We start from the raw sequence: 16,072 nt of genomic DNA on the forward strand, positions 1-16,072 counted from the left end.
GCTTGATGCAGAGCGCGGCCGCGATGACCGGTGAGATCAAGTGTCCGGTCAGCGGGTCTTTGACTGGCTCGAGCTTGGGTGGGACGCGTGGGGCATTTTTCGCCTCGGGCTTCTCGGCCCTGCGCCACGCCCCCAATAGGCGTTCGAGATTTGAATAGCTGCCTGCATAGCCCTTCTCCTTGACGTCGTGAAACAGCTGTCGGCCATGCCGGTGTCCGTCCTTCCAGCGTCGCGCGAGATATTCTTCGAAATACCAGGGCGATGTCGGGGTCGGTGTTGCGCGGCACCGATCCGGTGGTGTTTTGGAAGCCAGCCACTTTGCCACGCTACGACGCTTGAAGCCGGTTCGACGTTCGATCTCGCTGTAGGACAGGCCCTCGTCGCGCAGTGCATGGGTTGTGGCGAACACCTCTTCGCGTGACCGCCGATGAGCCAGACGCGCGCGTTGAAGATGCGCCGCCGATCTGACATTGTCTGCATCCGACAGAAGGGCGCGGCCTGTCATGCGCCCGGACATGTTCATTTGCTCTTCAATGGCAGAACGCAGGTTTTGAACAAGGTGAAACCGATCGGCCACTTGCAGCGCCTGAGGCGCGCCATCGCGCGCGGCGCGGCTATACAATCCGCAGCGGTCGCGGCTTACGATCTCAATGGACGGATGGTTGCGCAGCCATTCGGCACAGCTCTCAACGCTCCGGTCCTCCAGCACGTCGACAACGCAGTGCCGCTCAAGATCGACCATGATCGTGCCATAGCGCGTGCTCTTGCGCCAACTCCAGTCATCGATGCCGACGGCCCGAACTTGTGAGGTTTTGGCGTGAATGTCGCGCTTCAGCGCGCGCAGGATCGTGTCGTCGCTCACCGGAATTCCCAAGCGATGCATCAACCGCTCAGCCGGGCGACCGCCCGCGGCGTGACCGACATGCTGCACAATCAGTGAGACACGAGATGTGCGACGTGCACGAGGGCCCGCGACCGCTGGCGCTTGATCTGAGAAGGTCACCAAACGACAGTGCCGGGACGTGCAGCGCCATCCATGCCCGGACCCGTTCCGATCCGGCGAAGCCAGCTGCAAGGGTGGCGGATCACCTGCCCGATTTGCGGCGGCTGGCTCTATAACGGAACCCGCGCAGACGACAGCAAAGCCTTGGCACCATATCGCGATGCAGCCCTTCAAGGTGAAAAATTGCTGAACGACGAAGCTGAAGGTGGAATCCCAAGTTGGGGCTCACCGATGGAACTCGCACGACTTTTGCTAATCCGGCGGATATCCTGGCCGCTCCCGCGTGAAGACGATCTCTGGCGCTACCGGGTTCTTGGCGTTCTCATTCCCGAGTTCGATGCCATTCTCGCCACGCTGACGTCATTCCACCATTCGCCAAAGCATCCGATCCTGCCGCTCCATGTTCGTCCCGCTCTCCTGGCAGGTGTCGCCATTGTTCACCGCTCGGGGCCCGAAATGCTCAGGATGCTTCAATGGCACACATTCGGCCCAACAAGGAACAAGTTCATCCAGGCGACCGATCACTTGGTGTCTCCGGTGATCGAATGGGGACCGCCCCAACAGATGCAGTTAATTTGAAAAATGAGAAATCGGAGTCTCATCATTAAGGGCCAATATTTTGCAAAACGGCCGCAGTCTTACAGTTAACTGCTACGTCACAGCCAGGCCCGGTCGCGGGCATGTTCTTCTATCTCTATCTGATTGTGGACATCTTCAGCCGCAAGATTGTCGGCTGGGAAGTCCATGAGCGCGAGAATGCGGACCTGGCAGCTGCCCTGATCCGGCAGGCGGTGCTGGCCGAAGGCTGTATCGCGCGCCCGCTGGTGCTGCACGCCGACAATGGCAGCCCTATGAAGGGTGCCACGATGAAAGTAACAATGGAAAAGCTCGGTATCACGGCCTCCTATAGTCGTCCGCGCGTCAGCAACGACAACCCGTTCTCAGAAGCCCTGTTCCGAACCTGCAAATACCGCCCGAACTGGCCGGCCAAGGGTTTTGCCACAAAGGCCGATGCACAGGACTGGGTGAAGTCCTTCGCCGATTGGTATAACGGCGAGCACCTGCACAGCGCGACCCGATTTGTCACCCCAAATGCCCGCCATGCTGGCCTTGATCGCGCCAAGCTGGCCAACCGCGCCATTCTCTATGCAAATGCACGGGCGCAAAAACCGGAACGCTGGTCAGGCAAAACCCGAAACTGGCAACCCCCAGGACCCGTCTGGCTCAACCCCGAAAACGAAATCAGCGCCCCTGAAATCAGAGACGCCGCATGAAATCGGCGGACAACTCCTTTGACAAACACCGACAGACCGCGCACACCACTTCGATCCACCCAACCCTGAACGCAAACATGCGGCGTCCTCGCGGCGACCGCGGAGAGAACCGAAGAGCCCGGCACGCATGATGGACAGCGAAAAGGATCAAGACTTGACTAAGGCGATTAGAGAACGCCCGGGGGCACTACTTCCACTTTACGCTGAAAGTAGAAGCTTCCCATGGCCTATCGCAAATTGCACCCCAGTCAATTGAACGGTCTCAACATTGAGTCAGACCCACGATTGGATACCGATTGACAGCCTGAGATCTAGCATTCCGGCTTTCGCGCCAGAAACGTCGATAACTTGACGATGCCCTCGAAATTCATGCGTCTTAAAGTTCAGCAAATTTGTCCACGCGGACGCGCCATCCGGAAATTTCAGCCTGCAGACTTTCAGGCAGTGCCTTGATCACCGCATTCATGTCACTTTGACTTTCAGTCCCATCGTTCCTTTTGACTTTTTCTAGATAGTCCTTGCAAACCTCGGCCATGTTCGCCGGTATAATCTTGAAATCGATCAGAAACTGGCACTTCTTTTCCAGGTAGAGCGGAAGGATGTCTAGGTTCGCCATCTTCGCCACACGCTTTTCTAGCGTCACGAATTTCACCGTGACCTTCATCGCTTCGTACGGATGATCCTCAATCGCCTCCCACAAGCCCTCGACCCCGATGTCGTCCAGTTTTGGCTTGAAGGTAGTTGACACCGGCGCTGGCCGCTTTCCGGCCTCCTCGTCATTGCGCTTCATCGTTTCGATCCATTTCTCGACCCTTGAAACATCCTTCATGACACTTCCGCGTTCGATGAAGAACACAATGTCTTTCATGGACGACCAGTTCTTCAGGATCTCACGAATTTCACCTAGCGTGATGACCTCGGCATGTTTTGGTCCGCCTTCAAAATGCGCCTTGATGCGGGCATTCTTGAATGCCTTGTAATCAAGCGCTTCATCCATGTTGAGCCCATCGAGACAATAGTAGACAGGCTTCTTATTCTCGAGCGCCCACCAAAGCCCTGCGTTGCAGGCCAACCCCCCCATCAGTTTGCCCATATCCATGCCGCTTTGCTCGGCGGTTTCGTACTGTCCCTTGGGGATCTGATTGGCGAGATGTGTCAGATACGCTGTGGCCTGCTCTTCGAAATTTTTCAGGAATTCATCCAAATCGGCGCCTTCATACTCCTTTTTCTTTTCCGCAGTCTTTTCCTTGGCACCGGCAACTCCGGTCGCGACGATTTCGGGGATGGTCTTGTCCGGATCAATCAACAGCCGATCATATCCCTCTTCTTTCAGCACCTCCTCTATCGCGGTCCAAAGCTCGATCATTCGCAGCGGTTCGTCACCCTTCTTGGATTCTCGTGCCGCCTGAACATATGGCAGGCGCACATCCTCAAACCCCCAGACCGTTCCGGGTTGTTTCTTAAAGGCGGCAATCGCTTCGCATTTCATAATCTCGTCGAAATCCGTCAAGATATTGGTGCCCTGTTCGTCCAGCGTTTCCAGAACCTTTTGCGCCCCTGCGAGTTTCTTTTGCATCTCGGGGTCAAACTGCTTTGGGTCTTTCTTGAACTGCGCAACCAGCTTGACGTAGTTGCCCAGTAGATGCTCGACTGGTTGGACAAATCCGCTCCAGACGCCTTCCTGCGTGCCGCGTGAGGTGACCAGAGGCAGGCTGAATGGCAGAGATGGATCCACATCTTTCGTTATCAGGGTGCACAGCAAATCGAAATCTCCGGCATTCCACAGATTGTTGATCACCCGGGCGCCCAACCCTGTTTTCTTGTCGTTCCAGGTGTCTTTAGGAATAATGTCAATCAGCCACTCGTTTAGGTCCGCTTCGCTGAAGCCCTTACCGCCCCCACTGCTGACCTTTTGGTCCAGCTTCACACTGCTGCGTTGAAATACGATGCTGCATGCGACATCTTCGGTCTGGTCTCCCAGGCTTTTGAGAATGCCGGGGGTCAGCATGCCCATGCCCTGTGCCATGGCGATCATCTCACCGCACAGTTTCGGATTTTTGGCCAGTTCACGGCAGCAATCGGGAACCATCAGAACTGTCTTGACGATCTCTTCCCGAATTTCAGTTATCTGTATCTTGCTGAGACTGGTCTTTCCATCCAGATCCCTGAAAGTTTGTTTGATCGACTTCAGATCTCCTTTCCTCAGCGCGTGTAGATCATTCGCCACAATCCCGTCTTTCAACTCGTCGCCGTCGAGATACCGTTTGTTGCGTTCAATGACCTCTGGTGAAAGCTCCTGCTTTTCGACCTTGTCCACTTCTTTGATCAACAAGGACCCAAGGCCGACGGGCTTGTGGTTGACCGACTTGGCCAGAAGATTGAACCCCTCTTGCGCTTTCTTGCCAGAGGAGGCCGCGAAGGCCTGTGCCTCTTCAATTTCTTTGCAAAGCGCGCGGGCCTCGTCCTCGGCCGGTTTCATAACTTCTTCTTTTGATCCTTCAACGGCCTGCAACTTTGATTTGCACATCATCAAACGGCCCTTGAACCTTGCCAGAACCGGATCGCCTTTTTTTGCTCTTTCGAAGAGCGCTTTGATTTTCTCAAGCATGTTGCTGTCCCAATTGTGAGCCGTCTGCGCGGCGGCGGCGAACTATGAGGTCAACGCTGCCTCGACTTCATCAAGAGCCGAGGAAATTGTGGCTTCGATGTTGTTTTCCGGGGCCAGCGCGTTGTTTCGCAGTGCCACAATGACCGCATCCGTCGCCAGTTCGTTTCGCAGGCCCGAGATTGCGGTGGCGACCGACCCGTAATTTGGATCACCCAGATTGACGGCAACATCAACCGCACTATCAATCTTTGATTTCATACCGCTCGCAAGGTCGTCGAGGGCCTGCCTGAGCGCTTTTGCAAAGCCGGCGGCATCCTCATGGGGAAGATCTTTCAGAACAATCGATTCAAGTGTGTCAATTTCAACCGCCAACTCCCCGGGTATCTTCTGCCAGCGCGAGATCAAAAATCCGCGCTTTTTCACCAGACCCGAGCCTGCGTTCTTGGCAGTGTCGGGCATCTTGATCCCTAGGTATCGTGTCAGGAAGTTCACCTGATCGGGCGTCAATTCGCTCGCCATTTAGTTCATACTCTATTTTGAATTCGAACGAGTGCTCGTTGTAAGGTCTGACTTTCCCATGTCGAACAACGATCTGGACATGATGCTCCCAAACCTTGCACCGATCAAGCCTTTGGGCTGAGCAGTCGGAGGAACCATGGCTGGGGAGTGGGCAAAACCTGGTGGTCAGGCTGCAGTCCTGCGGTAAGCGCTCGTCAATCTTCCGTCAAGAACGGCTGCCCGCACGACGGCGACGCGATGGGCGCCTTTTGGTGACCATCTCAAGCGTCGGCGTTTTCCCATACGTGTGTTGCCGATGTCGTCCACGCAGCCTTCTGCGCGGGACGAGGAGATCGGAAGACCATTGTGATATCGCCGCCCATAGTTGGTCAGGCTATCCAGCGTGACGCGGTCGGTGATCGTTGGGTCAAGGTGCTCGCGCTCTATCCACGAAACGAGTTGCTCAAGGACCAGTTTGCCGAGGTCTACAGCCAGGCCCGCCGACTAGATGCCACTCTAGCCGATCGTGGTCGGCGTAAGATTCTGATCGGCACGTTCTTCGGCCCGACACCGTACACGGCCGAGAAGGCCCATGAAGCGCGCAGTGGTTGGCGTGCGACTGCGGATGGCAGCGCGACACCCGATGAGGACGCGATGCCTATCGCCCAGGCGCTGCGCGCGTTTGCGCCGGGGCGCGTGTCGCGGCGCTACGGCATCAGCCATGAGTTTGAGCGCCACTGGATATGTCCGGCGCTAGATCAGGACCGTGAAGCGCAAGGGGGTGACGCTGGTGCTGCTCTGGGAGGAATACCGAGCGGCGCATCCTGATGGCTATGGCTACACCTGGTTCTGCGCACGCTACCGCGCGTTCGAGAACCGCATCAGCCCCCGGTATCGCAACCGCCATGAGGCCGGAGCGGTGATGCAGACCGATTACGCTGGGCACACGGTCCCGGTGATCGACCCCGCCACCGGCACCCAATATCTCGCGCAGATCTTCGTCGCGGTTCTGGGTGCGTCCAATTACACCTTTGCCTGGGCCAGCCTCAGCCAAAAGCTGCCCGATTGGATCGAGGCTCAGGTCCGCGCCCTCAAGTTCTTCGGCGGGGTGCCCAAGGCGATTGTCTGCGACAATCTCAAGGCCGCGGTGGCCAAACCGCTCTGGTTCGAGCCGTCGCTGACCAAGACCTTCTCCGACATGGCCACCCATTACGACACGACCGTGCTGCCCACCCGGCCGCGCAAACCTCGTGACAAGGGCAAGGTTGAAGGGGCGGTGCTGATCGTCGAACGCTGGATCCTTGCGCGCCTGCGCAACCGGCAGTTCTTTTCCATCGAGGCGCTGAACGTGGCCATCGCCGAGCTGCTCGATGATCTCAATGTCCGGACCATGCGGCGGGTCGGGCGTTCGCGCCGGGAGCTGTTCGAAGGGTATTGCCAAGTTGTTGGCTACAGATTGTGAGGGATTGGCGAAGGGTAGATCATGCCGCCATTTCGGCTGTGTAATCGGCCCAGAGGCTGAACGCATCTGAGCGGGCGTGGCGGTATGAAGTTGCTGTGAGTTGGTAGCGACGAGGGCGAAAGATCAGGTTGATCTGGTCATGCGCGGATAGAAACCTCTGAGCCTGGCGGTAGGATTTGAACCGGCCCATTATTTTCTCTCGTTTTCGGGTCGGGCGGTGCGACACCTCGATCGCGTTGTTTAAGCCTTTGTGGGCGCGGTGGTCTGCGTCCGGGGCCAGCGTCTTGATCGGTTTGATGTAGCTGCGCAACTTGTCCGTGATGACGACCCTGGGTTCGCCGAACCGGGCTACCAGTCTTTGGAAAAACCGCCTTGCCGCTTTGGCATTCCGGCGCGTTTGTACGAGAATATCAAGAACGTCTCCCCGCGCGTCGATCGCGCGCCACAGCCAGTGCTTTTTGCCGCGGATCGTGATCACGACTTCGTCCATATGCCACTTGTCGTTCGGTCGCGGTCGATCCCGACGGATGCAAGCTGCAAAGTGCTGACCAAAGCGATTGACCCACAGTCGGACTGCTTCCCGGCTGACAATCACACCCCGCGCTGCCAAGAGGTCTTCAACATCAGCCGTGCTCAGGGCTAACCGGTGGTACGCCCAGACCGCGTAAGCAATGACTTCACGAGGATAGCGGAAGCCCTTTAGGCGCGACATATCAGTTGGAATTTTCATCAGAGGGCGATAGCCAAATCAAACGCGACAAACAACTTGGCAATGCCCCTTCGAGAGGTCGGCAATTTCAGCCGCCGATGTCTGGTCGTCGCTCGACTTCACGACCTTGCGGATTGCATCCGCCCGGCGGCACGCCTCTTGCCAGAGCGCATCATCAATTTCTTCGGGTAAGGGATCGGACATGGCAACTCAGACTCGGATGAGAACAGGAGCCACAGTCTCAAACTAACTGCTAGATTCCAAGCCCAGTCTTATGATTAAATGCTAAGTCTCATTATTAAGTGCACAGCCATCACTCTGAAACCATTGAGATCAGAGTCTTGGTGTTAACTGCTACGTGACAACGTGGAAACCGGTGAGCCGATCATCGATCTTGACCAGCCAGAGCCGGTTGTGCGGTTTATCCGTCCTGAACCATGGATCACCATTCAGGAAGCGCAGCCGCGCATCGAATTTCAGCAAGGTGAAGCTCAGGTGAATGTCACCGCTTCAGAAGCTGCAGACGTGAACGTGACGCAGGAAGACGCGCAAGTGAACGTAGAGCAAGGCAACAGCGCCAACGTGTCCGTCACCAGCGAAGAAGCCGAAGTTAACGTCGTGGATGGTGGCGAAGCTGATGTTGAGGTTGAGCAAATGCAGGCCCGCGTGGTCATGGAAGACTTCAAAGCCGACGCGCAGGGCAATATGGCCGACGAAGACCGCGCACGCTATCAGGAATCCGTTCGCGTGCTGCCGATCTTTGACCGTAAGGCCAAAGACCTGATTGGCCGTAGCGTTGCGACTGAAACAGGCGAAGATGTTGGCGAGGTCGATTTCATCGGCATGCGGGGCCAAACACTTGTGGCCATCGTTGGTGTCGGTGGCTTCCTCGGTATGGGCGAAAACGAAGTCGCCGTACCGGTTGAAAAGCTGATTCTGCGCGGTGATGAGTTGATCTTGCCAGAATTCACGCAATCCCAGCTCGAGAACATGCCGGAGTACAACGAGAACGAAGTCCGTGTTCTGGACCCTGGCCTGCGTCTCGCCGAGCAGCTTGGCCTCGACTTAGCGAAATTTGGTGTAGCCGGTCCCCGGCTACGCTATCTTAGGGTGAAGCGTCAGATCCGACTGTCCGTCGGTGTTTGATGCTTCACCCATTTTTTGCCCTCTTAGGGTCTCATGGAAGGAAAAGACATGACCGGAATAGGTTGGATCGGCTCGATCATCCTTGGCGCGCTTGCCGGCTGGATTGCAGAACAGATTATGAAATCAGATCAAGGGCTGTTGATGAATATCGTCCTTGGCATTGTCGGCGCACTGGTTCTCAACTGGTTGCTGATTGCGATCATCGGCACCACATTAGGTGGGTGGATTGGCCAACTCATTGTTGCTGCTGCCGGTGCATGCCTATTGATCTATGCGGCACGTCTCATTCGCAATAAGTCGTGATTGAACTGGTGGCTGGTGATAGGGATTGCCAGCCACATTTCGATGGCTAGGCATCTTCTTTTGAGCCAACGTCGTCTTGATCCCCGAGAAAACGCGCGAGCGTCGGAAGCGTGTTCGTTTCGTCGCAAACGATCTTGATCACGATCAGGATCGGCAATGCCACGACCATGCCCATCACCGACCAAATCCACGCGAAGAATGCGACCGTCAGAAAAACAACTGTCGTGTTCAACTTCATCCGGCGCGAAATAACCAGCGGGGTGATAAATTGTCCTTCGATTGATGTCAGAAGAACATAGGTCACAAAGACTCCCGCTGCGGCCCATGTTCCGTCGAGGCTGACAAAGGCCACTGCCGCAGCAATTGATGCCCCCATCAGGCCCCCAAGGAACGGCACGAAGTTCAGACCGAATGCCATGAAACCAAATATCAGCGCGTTTGGTAAGCCCCATAGATGCATCGCAATAGCGACAGCGACGCCCAACCCCGCGTTAATGATCGAAATGCCGCCAAGATAGTAACCCAAACGGTCTTCAATCGCGTGTAGCACCTCTACAGCGCGCCGTTTGTCGCTGAACCGATTGAAGCTCTGCACTGTTTTGGTGAGAAACATATCGCCGGATGCTACGAGAAAAAACAGAAGGATCAGCGAAAATACGATGCGGCTGAGGAAACCGGGGGCCATGCTGAATATCGACGCTGCGAACCCGCTGTTAGATACAACTTCAACCGCGACAGTATCGGCATCCTGATCACTTATGATTTCTTCAGCAGCATCAGTGGCCTCATTTATGGCTTCTAACGCGCCTCCGGAGGCGGTTAGCTTTTGCTTGATCTCTTCCATCAATGAGGGAAGATCTTCGATGAACTGAGCCGCTGGACTGCTCAATTGAACGAGCAAAATAACGATGAGCAAGGTGAGTAAGGTTGTGAAGAGACCGGCCGATAACACTGGCGGCACACCAATCTGGCCGAGCCAGCGGCGGGGTCTGTTAAGAACAAAATAGCCCAGCAATGCGGTCACGACCGGGACAAGGAAATCACTCGCCGTTACGAGAGCCTGCAAAAGCAAGAGGCCGAATATCCCTGCAAGCGGATACTCTAACCGTTTCCACCGACGTTCCGCGGGGTCAGGTGATATTCCATTCGCGGGTTGATGCGTATCAGCCATCCTCAGATGCCTCACCTTCCGCAAAGAACACCGTCGCGGCCATAGGAAAGTGGTCAGAGCCGAAGTTTTCCAGCCGCGCGAATGAGACCAACCCAACGTTCTGAGTGATGAACAGCTGATCAATAGGTAAACGCATGAAGGGGTAGTCAGCGTGGAAACTGGAGATCATACCGCGCCCTACCCGTGGCTCCCTGAAATCTCCGTACCGCTTGAACCGCTTGGTGGTCCACGACCACGCGACATCGTTGAAATCGCCCATGCAGATGGTGGGTCGATCAGCTGACGAGGTCATCAAGGCGGCTTCCTTGATCTGCCTGTCGCGGGTTTCTGTATCGTTGCCCGGTACAGGCGGGCGTGGATGCAATCCGATGAAGTTGAATTCAGGACCGTTTGGGGACTGCAAAACAGCCTTGACCGCTGGCGTAACATCGTCCGACGGCCATAGAAATTCGGCGCTGACAACATCAAGTTTCGTCGCAAAAATGAGGCCGTAATGATCGTCAGCTATGTGAGATTTGACCGACGGATAACGCACCAAAACACTCTCCAGCGCCTCAGCCCACGCCGCATCCGTTTCCATGAGCAGAAGAACGTCAGGGTCTTCGCGTGCGATGATCCGGATAAGATCATCGTAGCGCGTGTTTTCCATCAACACGTTAACCGCCAAGACACGCACTTCTTGGTCTTGCGAAGGTGCAGACACCATTTCGACCTCAGTCGGCGCCAGCGATGTGTAGGGTAATATCTGAATGGCCTGATATACGAATGCCGCAGCGAGCAGGCCTTGTAAGACAGGCTTGAGCGAGATCGCAAAGGGCAAGGCGACGGAAAAAAGAGCGAGAGCAACAATCGCAATGTGCAGACGTGGAAAATCCCACATCCGTATCCACCATTGCACGGAATTTGTTAGTGGCAGCAGCGTGGTTATTACTACCATAGCCGCCAGCGTCCAGAAAGCGGCGTTTACCATGTCTTCAACCTTTTAATCACTTACCCGCCGCCTCCCCTAGCGTATCGGCCTTTTCTGCGTCCCTCTGGCCCATGGGCTGGTCCCTGCCCTGCGTCGTGTCGATGCGGGTCTGTGCCTCAAGCTCGGCATTTAGTTCTGCCCCCATCAAGATAATGAAAGCGGATATCCAGAACCACATAAGCAGCACGATGACCCCCGCCAGACTGCCAAAACTCTCATTGTATGAGCCAAAATTGCTGACATAGAACGCAAAGCCAGCTGACGCGACCAACCATACCACGCACCCTACAACCGCTCCAACCGACGCCCATTTCCACTCAGGCTCGTCGCGGGATGGCGCATAGCGATACAGCACCGAAAGCCCGAGGATGGTCAGCACCAGGAGCCCGATCCAGAACCCTAGCGTGATGAGCGCCTCGACGACGTTGCCCAAATCCACAAAAGCGAGGAATGCCGGAAGACCCAGCATAGACAGCAAAGCAATCAGGAGGCCGATCATCAGAAAAATCGTGAGCGCAAACGTCACCAGTTTGAGCTTGATGAAACCGCGTTCCTCTTGCTCATCATAGGCCACATTGATGCCTTCCATCAGGCTCGCCATACCTTTGGACGCAGAATAAAGGGCGACTACAATACCGAGCAGCGCGGCCAGTCCTAGACCGCCCTCACGGGATCCAGCCACGGCGGTTGCCTGCGTGGTAATGATCGAAATGACCTCTTCAGGGACTATGCCAGAAAGTGCGCGCACCTGTTCCACAACCATATTGGGTTCCACGAGCAGACCACTGATCGCAATCAGGGCGGTAATCGCAGGAAAGAGTGCAAGCAGACCGTAGAATGCAACACCAGCAGCGATTAGCCCCACCCGATCCTCACCGATCTCGTCCTTCAGGCGAAAGGCGATGTCCTTCCAGCCAGCGGCGGGAACCTGCGTCGGTGTATCGGCTTTGCGGCCACGTGCCATGGTGTATCCAGTTCTATTTCAGGAAAAAGGGGACCGGTTGCCGGTCCCCCATCCAGCTTCAACTTAAGTCTTGGGCTTGCCCAAGTTTTCATCTTTTGCCGTAGACTGCGCCTTGTCAGAGACACGCTTGGCAGCGGATTTGGCTTTGTCGCCCACCGCCTCGACGGCAGACTTCTCACCCGGTGCGCCGGAATCGAGATCAGCTTTGGTCTCGGCAGCAATGTCCTTGACCTCGTCCTTGACGGACTTGGCGACGGACATGGCCTTGGCCTTTTCTTCCTCGAATATGCGTTCGGCCTGATCGAACAGGTTATCGCTCTGCGCACCCATCATATCGTCTTCGGTCTTAGTCCGGGGCATGGCACCACCAAGTGCTGCACCAACCGCAAGCGCCAGTGCGCCCACAACCAAAGGCTGGCGGTCGTAGAAATCAGCCACAGCATCCGTGCCTTGGTCAATGGACTGAGACGCAGAGTTGCGCATCTCGATGGCTTTCCAACGCGCCGCGATCACACGCTTGCGTGCCTCTTCGGACATCGTCTCTGTGCCTTCGGCAATGCGGCTGCCAGCAGCAGCGATACCATCGCGTGCGGACCTTGCACCACTGGCAATGGTTGATCCCGCAGAACTGGCGGCCCCCGCCACGGAAGAGCCGGCAGAGCTAGCGGCACCGGCAACTGATGAGCCGGCGCGTGCAGCCCCTTCAGCGATCGATGATCCTGCACTGGATGCACCATGGGCTGTAGCCGATGCACCAGACTTCACGGCGTCAGACGCCTGAGCGGCCTTGTCTTTGACGGAATCAACGCCAGCCGAAATCCGCTCGCCCATCGACGGACCATCATCTTCGTGATCATCGCGCGCCCAAGACGGTGTGTTGTCGTGTTGCGACGGGTATCGAGTTGGAGGCGTGTAAGGACGACCTTCTGCCAACTGCCGACGGCGGAAATCACGCTCGACGCTGCTATAGCCATCGTCATCGTAGGAAGGCGACTTTGTGGCAGGTTTCTGCGCGTTGCCGAACATCATCCATGCCAGGCCAATGCCAGTCAACGCCAATGGGATCGGGTTTGCTTTGACCTGTTCAGAGATCGAGCGGCCCATATCGCCGCCATGCTCGCGGAACTGGTCGCCGATTTGGCGCACGACCGTATCGATTGAAAACTTGTCCTGCAAATCTTCGAGATTGGACGTCAGGTCCGAGCGCTGTTCTTCAATCTCGCGTTCGATTTCTTTCGGGCTGCGGGTATCATTTGTCATCGTAGACATCCTTTACGGCTTCTGCATCACGCTGGACGTTCTTTACTGTCCTGGTCGGCGCGAGGCTTGAGAGTTTGAGATCATTGACCCCTTTGTTTATCAGCACATAGGCCAAGAGGCCCAACAGCACGCCGACGATCAAAGCGGACCAGCCGGCGTCAATTCCGGCTTCTGTCAGCGCGGCAACAAGAGCTGCGGCCAACACGTTGAGAGCGACAAGCGCAATGATGGCAGCACCAGCGATCAGGCCGACAGCCACGCCCGCCTTGGTGACATTCTCACTGATCTCCGCGCGGGCCAGATCGACCTCGTTGCGTACAAGACCGCTTACGTTGCTCATGGCGTCGGACAACAGGCTGCCCGCGCTCTTATTGGCGTTGTTGTCGCTCATGAGAAATCCCCTGTCGTCGAAGTGTAGGGAGCTTGCGGCAATTCAGCTGAAGTATCATTCGACGCCTTGGCAAAACGTGTGGCAGCAAAGCCAATCAGGGCGGCACCACCGAGGAAAACCAACGGGTTTCTCCGAGCGAACGCGCTGACGTCCTGTACCATCTCGCTCAGGTCCTTCTCGCGCATGGCGTCAGAGGCGTCCGCGAGACCTTCGGCGATCTGACCGAAGGTCCGCTCCTGCGGTGAGCCGCTGCGCATTTCTTCGGCTGCGGTCCGCAAAGCGGATGCAACACCGGACACTTCGTCAGCCACAGATGATTTGGCAGCATCGGCATGGCTTGCCGCCGCAGATGTTGCATCCTGCGCGAGGTTGCCCGCTGCTGCTTTGGCCTGCTTGGCGAGGTCTTCAGCCTTGTTCTTTGCTTGGGTTGTTGCCGGTGTGGTCTGACCGACGGCAGGTGTTTTGTCTGTCGACATCTTTAATCTCCTTTTCAGGTTCAGAATACAAAGCCGAGGATTGCGAGTACGACGACAATCACTCCGATCAGGTAGAATACGTTGTGCATTTCATGCCCCTTGTTGCTTCAAGCGCAGCATGAGCGCCGCGATTATCAGTAACGTAAGGGTGAAGAGCTCGGCGAGTGGGACGCAGACACTAAACTGGATTAGCGTTTTCCCAGTTTGGTGGTCGTCGAGGCCGATCAGGACTATTGGGTCTGAGAATTTGGAGTACCGTCAAACCGCACCTTGAAAGGATTGACGATGCGCATCGACACATTGGAAGACCTCTATATTGAGCAACTCAAGGACATCTACAGCGCAAATATTCAGGCGCTGGATGTTACGAAAGCGATGGCGAAAGCTGCAACCGATCAAGATCTGGCAAGCGCATTGAATGCGGGCGCTGACGGCATAGTGGACGGAATCTCATCGCTCAAGGGCATGGCGCAGCGCCATGACGAAAGCCTCGAAGGCGAGACATGCAAAGGCATGGAAGGTTTGGCAAATGAAGCGCGAACACATGCTTTGGAGCAAGAATTCGGCGAAGAGGCGACCAAAGACGCTATGATCATTACCCAATATCAAAGGCTCACGCACTATGCCATTGCTGGCTATGGTTGCTTGGCGGCTTTTGCAGACCGGCTGGAACTGGACGATGATCTCGCTTTGCTGAAAACTTGTCTCGATGCGTCCTACGATGGAGATCGCACGATGACAAAACTGGCGACAGGCGGCATCAACGAGCAGGCGTTGTCCTAGGACTTGCGCGGCGCGGACAGATCAGCGTCGCCTGTTGAACCTTCGCCATGGGCTGCTGGGAACCACGACGTATCCATGTCAAGAAATGCGTTAACGTATTCGCAGTCCCTTTCCCATTCATCCCGCTTGAGAATGCGGAAGTAGGGACGGTCTATCTCAAGATCACCCTCGTCAACAAATCTACGCAGCAACTTGTTCACATAGATGGATGTGAGGCCAACCGCCTGACCGATTTCGACCTGGCTAAACGGCACGCGAAAACGATTACCCAGACCGACATTCGCCACTTCGAGGCGCGAGCGCAGTTGGAGCAGCCAGAACTTGAGTTTGTTGCTTGCGTCCATGGACGCGAGACTGCTGGCGTGATGGCGCAGGGCGATCTGATCAAGGCTACCTAGCGCGGTCAGGAGTGCCCCCAGCCGTGGGTAATCCGAAAAGAGCGGGGCGAGGCCCTTGCGCGGGAAAGGGCAAATCTTCCCGTCAGTCTGCATGATGATACGATGGTTGGCATGAGACGAACCAATCTCCGCAAGCCCCATCACTTCTCCCGGCAAGTATACCCGCAGGATTTGGCTTCGCCCGTCAGCGCTGTCCGCCTTCACAACAGCCCAGCCGGTCTTGAGCACCGTGATACCCTCTGTAACGTCCCCCACGCTAACCACCGGACGCCCTTTACGCTGCGGGCGCTCGTCTTTCTCCATTTCCTGGATGAATCCGCGTTCCGCGTTCGTCAACGGTACAAATCGTGAGAGGCGGCTGACAAGGCAGCTTTGATAGTCATCATTCATGGATGTCGTTAATATAGCTTAAGTTTAACCAACGCAATTGTCTTGCCAGCGGGGCGCAGAACGTATCTGCATGTATGTGAACCACAAAAGAAAGCGCTATAATGGATCTTATCCGCATTATCCTGTCTGTCATTATCCCACCCTTAGGCGTGTTTCTGCAAGTCGGCCTTGGCAAGCACTTCTGGCTGAACATCCTGTTGACCATCCTTGGTTACATTCCGGGCCTCGTTCATGCCGTCTATATCGTTGCACGCAAGTAGGTCTGC

General features: G+C 56.0%; 16 protein-coding genes and 4 pseudogenes. 8 read left to right on the forward strand and 12 right to left on the reverse strand.

Annotated features, from left to right (window positions below):
• Positions 1–1,033: pseudogene (locus QO231_RS23245) on the reverse strand (transposase); the annotation flags it as partial.
• Positions 1,034–1,036: 3 nt separating this feature from the next.
• Here QO231_RS23245 and QO231_RS23250 point away from each other — a divergent pair.
• Complete coding sequence (locus QO231_RS23250) at positions 1,037–1,582, forward strand: hypothetical protein (RefSeq protein WP_316782054.1); 546 nt, start codon at positions 1,037–1,039, stop codon at positions 1,580–1,582.
• Between the two features lie 92 nt (positions 1,583–1,674).
• Positions 1,675–2,277 (forward strand): annotated as a pseudogene (locus QO231_RS23255) (transposase); the annotation flags it as partial.
• A 376-nt stretch (positions 2,278–2,653) separates the two neighbouring features.
• On the opposite strand, the gene QO231_RS23260 reads toward QO231_RS23255, so the two are convergent.
• From QO231_RS23260 to QO231_RS23270, 3 genes and pseudogenes are all read right to left on the reverse strand, one after another.
• Positions 2,654–4,885, reverse strand: a complete 2,232-nt coding sequence (locus QO231_RS23260) for a hypothetical protein (protein WP_316782056.1) — start codon at positions 4,883–4,885, stop codon at positions 2,654–2,656.
• A gap of 42 nt (positions 4,886–4,927) precedes the next feature.
• Complete coding sequence (locus QO231_RS23265; protein ID WP_316782058.1) at positions 4,928–5,404, reverse strand: hypothetical protein; 477 nt, start codon at positions 5,402–5,404, stop codon at positions 4,928–4,930.
• Between the two features lie 165 nt (positions 5,405–5,569).
• Positions 5,570–5,782: pseudogene (locus QO231_RS23270) on the reverse strand (ISKra4 family transposase); the annotation flags it as partial.
• Between QO231_RS23270 and QO231_RS23275 the strand changes: the two are divergent.
• On the forward strand, positions 5,750–6,211 hold the full coding sequence (locus QO231_RS23275) for a hypothetical protein (RefSeq protein ID WP_316782059.1): 462 nt from the start codon (positions 5,750–5,752) through the stop codon (positions 6,209–6,211). The pseudogene QO231_RS23270 and the gene QO231_RS23275 overlap by 33 nt on opposite strands.
• Positions 6,141–6,812: pseudogene (istA, locus tag QO231_RS23280) on the forward strand (IS21 family transposase); the annotation flags it as partial. The gene QO231_RS23275 and the pseudogene istA, both read left to right, overlap by 71 nt.
• 52 nt (positions 6,813–6,864) lie before the next feature.
• On the opposite strand, the gene QO231_RS23285 reads toward istA, so the two are convergent.
• Positions 6,865–7,575 (reverse strand): IS6 family transposase, encoded by a 711-nt coding sequence (locus tag QO231_RS23285; RefSeq protein WP_316782062.1) that lies wholly within the window; start codon positions 7,573–7,575, stop codon positions 6,865–6,867.
• A 345-nt stretch (positions 7,576–7,920) separates the two neighbouring features.
• On the opposite strand from QO231_RS23285, the gene QO231_RS23290 reads away from it, so the two are divergent.
• Together QO231_RS23290 and QO231_RS23295 are read left to right on the forward strand one after the other, a co-directional pair.
• The gene (locus tag QO231_RS23290; RefSeq protein WP_316782064.1) at positions 7,921–8,700 is read left to right on the forward strand and encodes a PRC-barrel domain-containing protein; all 780 of its coding nucleotides are present in this window, start codon (positions 7,921–7,923) and stop codon (positions 8,698–8,700) included.
• Between the two features lie 48 nt (positions 8,701–8,748).
• The gene (locus tag QO231_RS23295; protein WP_316782114.1) at positions 8,749–9,003 is read left to right on the forward strand and encodes a GlsB/YeaQ/YmgE family stress response membrane protein; all 255 of its coding nucleotides are present in this window, start codon (positions 8,749–8,751) and stop codon (positions 9,001–9,003) included.
• 46 nt (positions 9,004–9,049) lie between these two features.
• On the opposite strand, the gene QO231_RS23300 is transcribed toward QO231_RS23295, so the two are convergent.
• The 6 genes from QO231_RS23300 to QO231_RS23325 all read right to left on the reverse strand — a co-directional run bounded on the left by QO231_RS23300 (position 9,050) and on the right by QO231_RS23325 (position 14,235).
• A complete protein-coding gene (locus QO231_RS23300; RefSeq protein ID WP_316782066.1) occupies positions 9,050–10,174 on the reverse strand; it encodes an AI-2E family transporter in 1,125 nt (374 codons plus the stop codon).
• Positions 10,167–11,144 (reverse strand): endonuclease/exonuclease/phosphatase family protein, encoded by a 978-nt coding sequence (locus QO231_RS23305; RefSeq protein ID WP_316782068.1) that lies wholly within the window; start codon positions 11,142–11,144, stop codon positions 10,167–10,169. The genes QO231_RS23300 and QO231_RS23305 overlap by 8 nt, the downstream gene beginning before the upstream one ends.
• A 16-nt stretch (positions 11,145–11,160) precedes the next feature.
• On the reverse strand, positions 11,161–12,108 hold the full coding sequence (locus tag QO231_RS23310; RefSeq protein WP_316782070.1) for a YihY/virulence factor BrkB family protein: 948 nt from the start codon (positions 12,106–12,108) through the stop codon (positions 11,161–11,163).
• A gap of 63 nt (positions 12,109–12,171) precedes the next feature.
• Positions 12,172–13,368 carry a DUF3618 domain-containing protein gene (locus QO231_RS23315; protein WP_316782072.1) on the reverse strand — a complete coding sequence of 399 codons (1,197 nt, stop codon included), beginning with the start codon at positions 13,366–13,368 and terminating at the stop codon, positions 12,172–12,174.
• Positions 13,358–13,759 (reverse strand): phage holin family protein, encoded by a 402-nt coding sequence (locus QO231_RS23320; RefSeq protein WP_316782074.1) that lies wholly within the window; start codon positions 13,757–13,759, stop codon positions 13,358–13,360. The genes QO231_RS23315 and QO231_RS23320 overlap by 11 nt, the downstream gene beginning before the upstream one ends.
• Positions 13,756–14,235: a hypothetical protein gene (locus QO231_RS23325; protein ID WP_316782076.1), complete on the reverse strand. Its 480-nt coding sequence runs from the start codon at positions 14,233–14,235 to the stop codon at positions 13,756–13,758. The genes QO231_RS23320 and QO231_RS23325 overlap by 4 nt, the downstream gene beginning before the upstream one ends.
• Positions 14,236–14,520: 285 nt before the next feature.
• On the opposite strand from QO231_RS23325, the gene QO231_RS23330 reads away from it, so the two are divergent.
• Entirely contained in the window at positions 14,521–15,018 is a 498-nt protein-coding gene (locus tag QO231_RS23330) for a DUF892 family protein (RefSeq protein ID WP_316782078.1), read from the forward strand.
• On the opposite strand, the gene QO231_RS23335 is transcribed toward QO231_RS23330, so the two are convergent.
• Positions 15,015–15,806 (reverse strand): Crp/Fnr family transcriptional regulator, encoded by a 792-nt coding sequence (locus QO231_RS23335; RefSeq protein ID WP_316782079.1) that lies wholly within the window; start codon positions 15,804–15,806, stop codon positions 15,015–15,017. The two genes, QO231_RS23330 and QO231_RS23335, sit on opposite strands and share 4 nt — an antisense overlap.
• 101 nt (positions 15,807–15,907) lie before the next feature.
• Here QO231_RS23335 and QO231_RS23340 point away from each other — a divergent pair, with 101 nt between their 5' ends.
• Complete coding sequence (locus QO231_RS23340) at positions 15,908–16,066, forward strand: YqaE/Pmp3 family membrane protein (RefSeq protein WP_316782080.1); 159 nt, start codon at positions 15,908–15,910, stop codon at positions 16,064–16,066.
• Positions 16,067–16,072 lie beyond the last annotated feature (6 nt).

Source organism: Sedimentitalea todarodis (assembly GCF_032595355.1).
Taxonomy (GTDB): Bacteria; Pseudomonadota; Alphaproteobacteria; order Rhodobacterales; family Rhodobacteraceae; genus Sedimentitalea; species Sedimentitalea todarodis.

What these genes read in the sequence shown, in the direction of transcription:
- QO231_RS23250 (WP_316782054.1), top strand. Translation starts at nt 1,037, where the DNA reads ATGCCCGGACCCGTTCCGATCCGGCGAAGCCAGCTGCAAGGGTGGCGG.
- QO231_RS23260 (WP_316782056.1), bottom strand. Translation starts at nt 4,885, where the DNA reads ATGCTTGAGAAAATCAAAGCGCTCTTCGAAAGAGCAAAAAAAGGCGAT.
- QO231_RS23265 (WP_316782058.1), bottom strand. Translation starts at nt 5,404, where the DNA reads ATGGCGAGCGAATTGACGCCCGATCAGGTGAACTTCCTGACACGATAC.
- QO231_RS23285 (WP_316782062.1), bottom strand. Translation starts at nt 7,575, where the DNA reads ATGAAAATTCCAACTGATATGTCGCGCCTAAAGGGCTTCCGCTATCCT.
- QO231_RS23295 (WP_316782114.1), top strand. Translation starts at nt 8,749, where the DNA reads ATGACCGGAATAGGTTGGATCGGCTCGATCATCCTTGGCGCGCTTGCC.
- QO231_RS23300 (WP_316782066.1), bottom strand. Translation starts at nt 10,174, where the DNA reads ATGGCTGATACGCATCAACCCGCGAATGGAATATCACCTGACCCCGCG.
- QO231_RS23305 (WP_316782068.1), bottom strand. Translation starts at nt 11,144, where the DNA reads ATGGTAAACGCCGCTTTCTGGACGCTGGCGGCTATGGTAGTAATAACC.
- QO231_RS23310 (WP_316782070.1), bottom strand. Translation starts at nt 12,108, where the DNA reads ATGGCACGTGGCCGCAAAGCCGATACACCGACGCAGGTTCCCGCCGCT.
- QO231_RS23315 (WP_316782072.1), bottom strand. Translation starts at nt 13,368, where the DNA reads ATGACAAATGATACCCGCAGCCCGAAAGAAATCGAACGCGAGATTGAA.
- QO231_RS23320 (WP_316782074.1), bottom strand. Translation starts at nt 13,759, where the DNA reads ATGAGCGACAACAACGCCAATAAGAGCGCGGGCAGCCTGTTGTCCGAC.
- QO231_RS23325 (WP_316782076.1), bottom strand. Translation starts at nt 14,235, where the DNA reads ATGTCGACAGACAAAACACCTGCCGTCGGTCAGACCACACCGGCAACA.
- QO231_RS23330 (WP_316782078.1), top strand. Translation starts at nt 14,521, where the DNA reads ATGCGCATCGACACATTGGAAGACCTCTATATTGAGCAACTCAAGGAC.
- QO231_RS23335 (WP_316782079.1), bottom strand. Translation starts at nt 15,806, where the DNA reads ATGAATGATGACTATCAAAGCTGCCTTGTCAGCCGCCTCTCACGATTT.
- QO231_RS23340 (WP_316782080.1), top strand. Translation starts at nt 15,908, where the DNA reads ATGGATCTTATCCGCATTATCCTGTCTGTCATTATCCCACCCTTAGGC.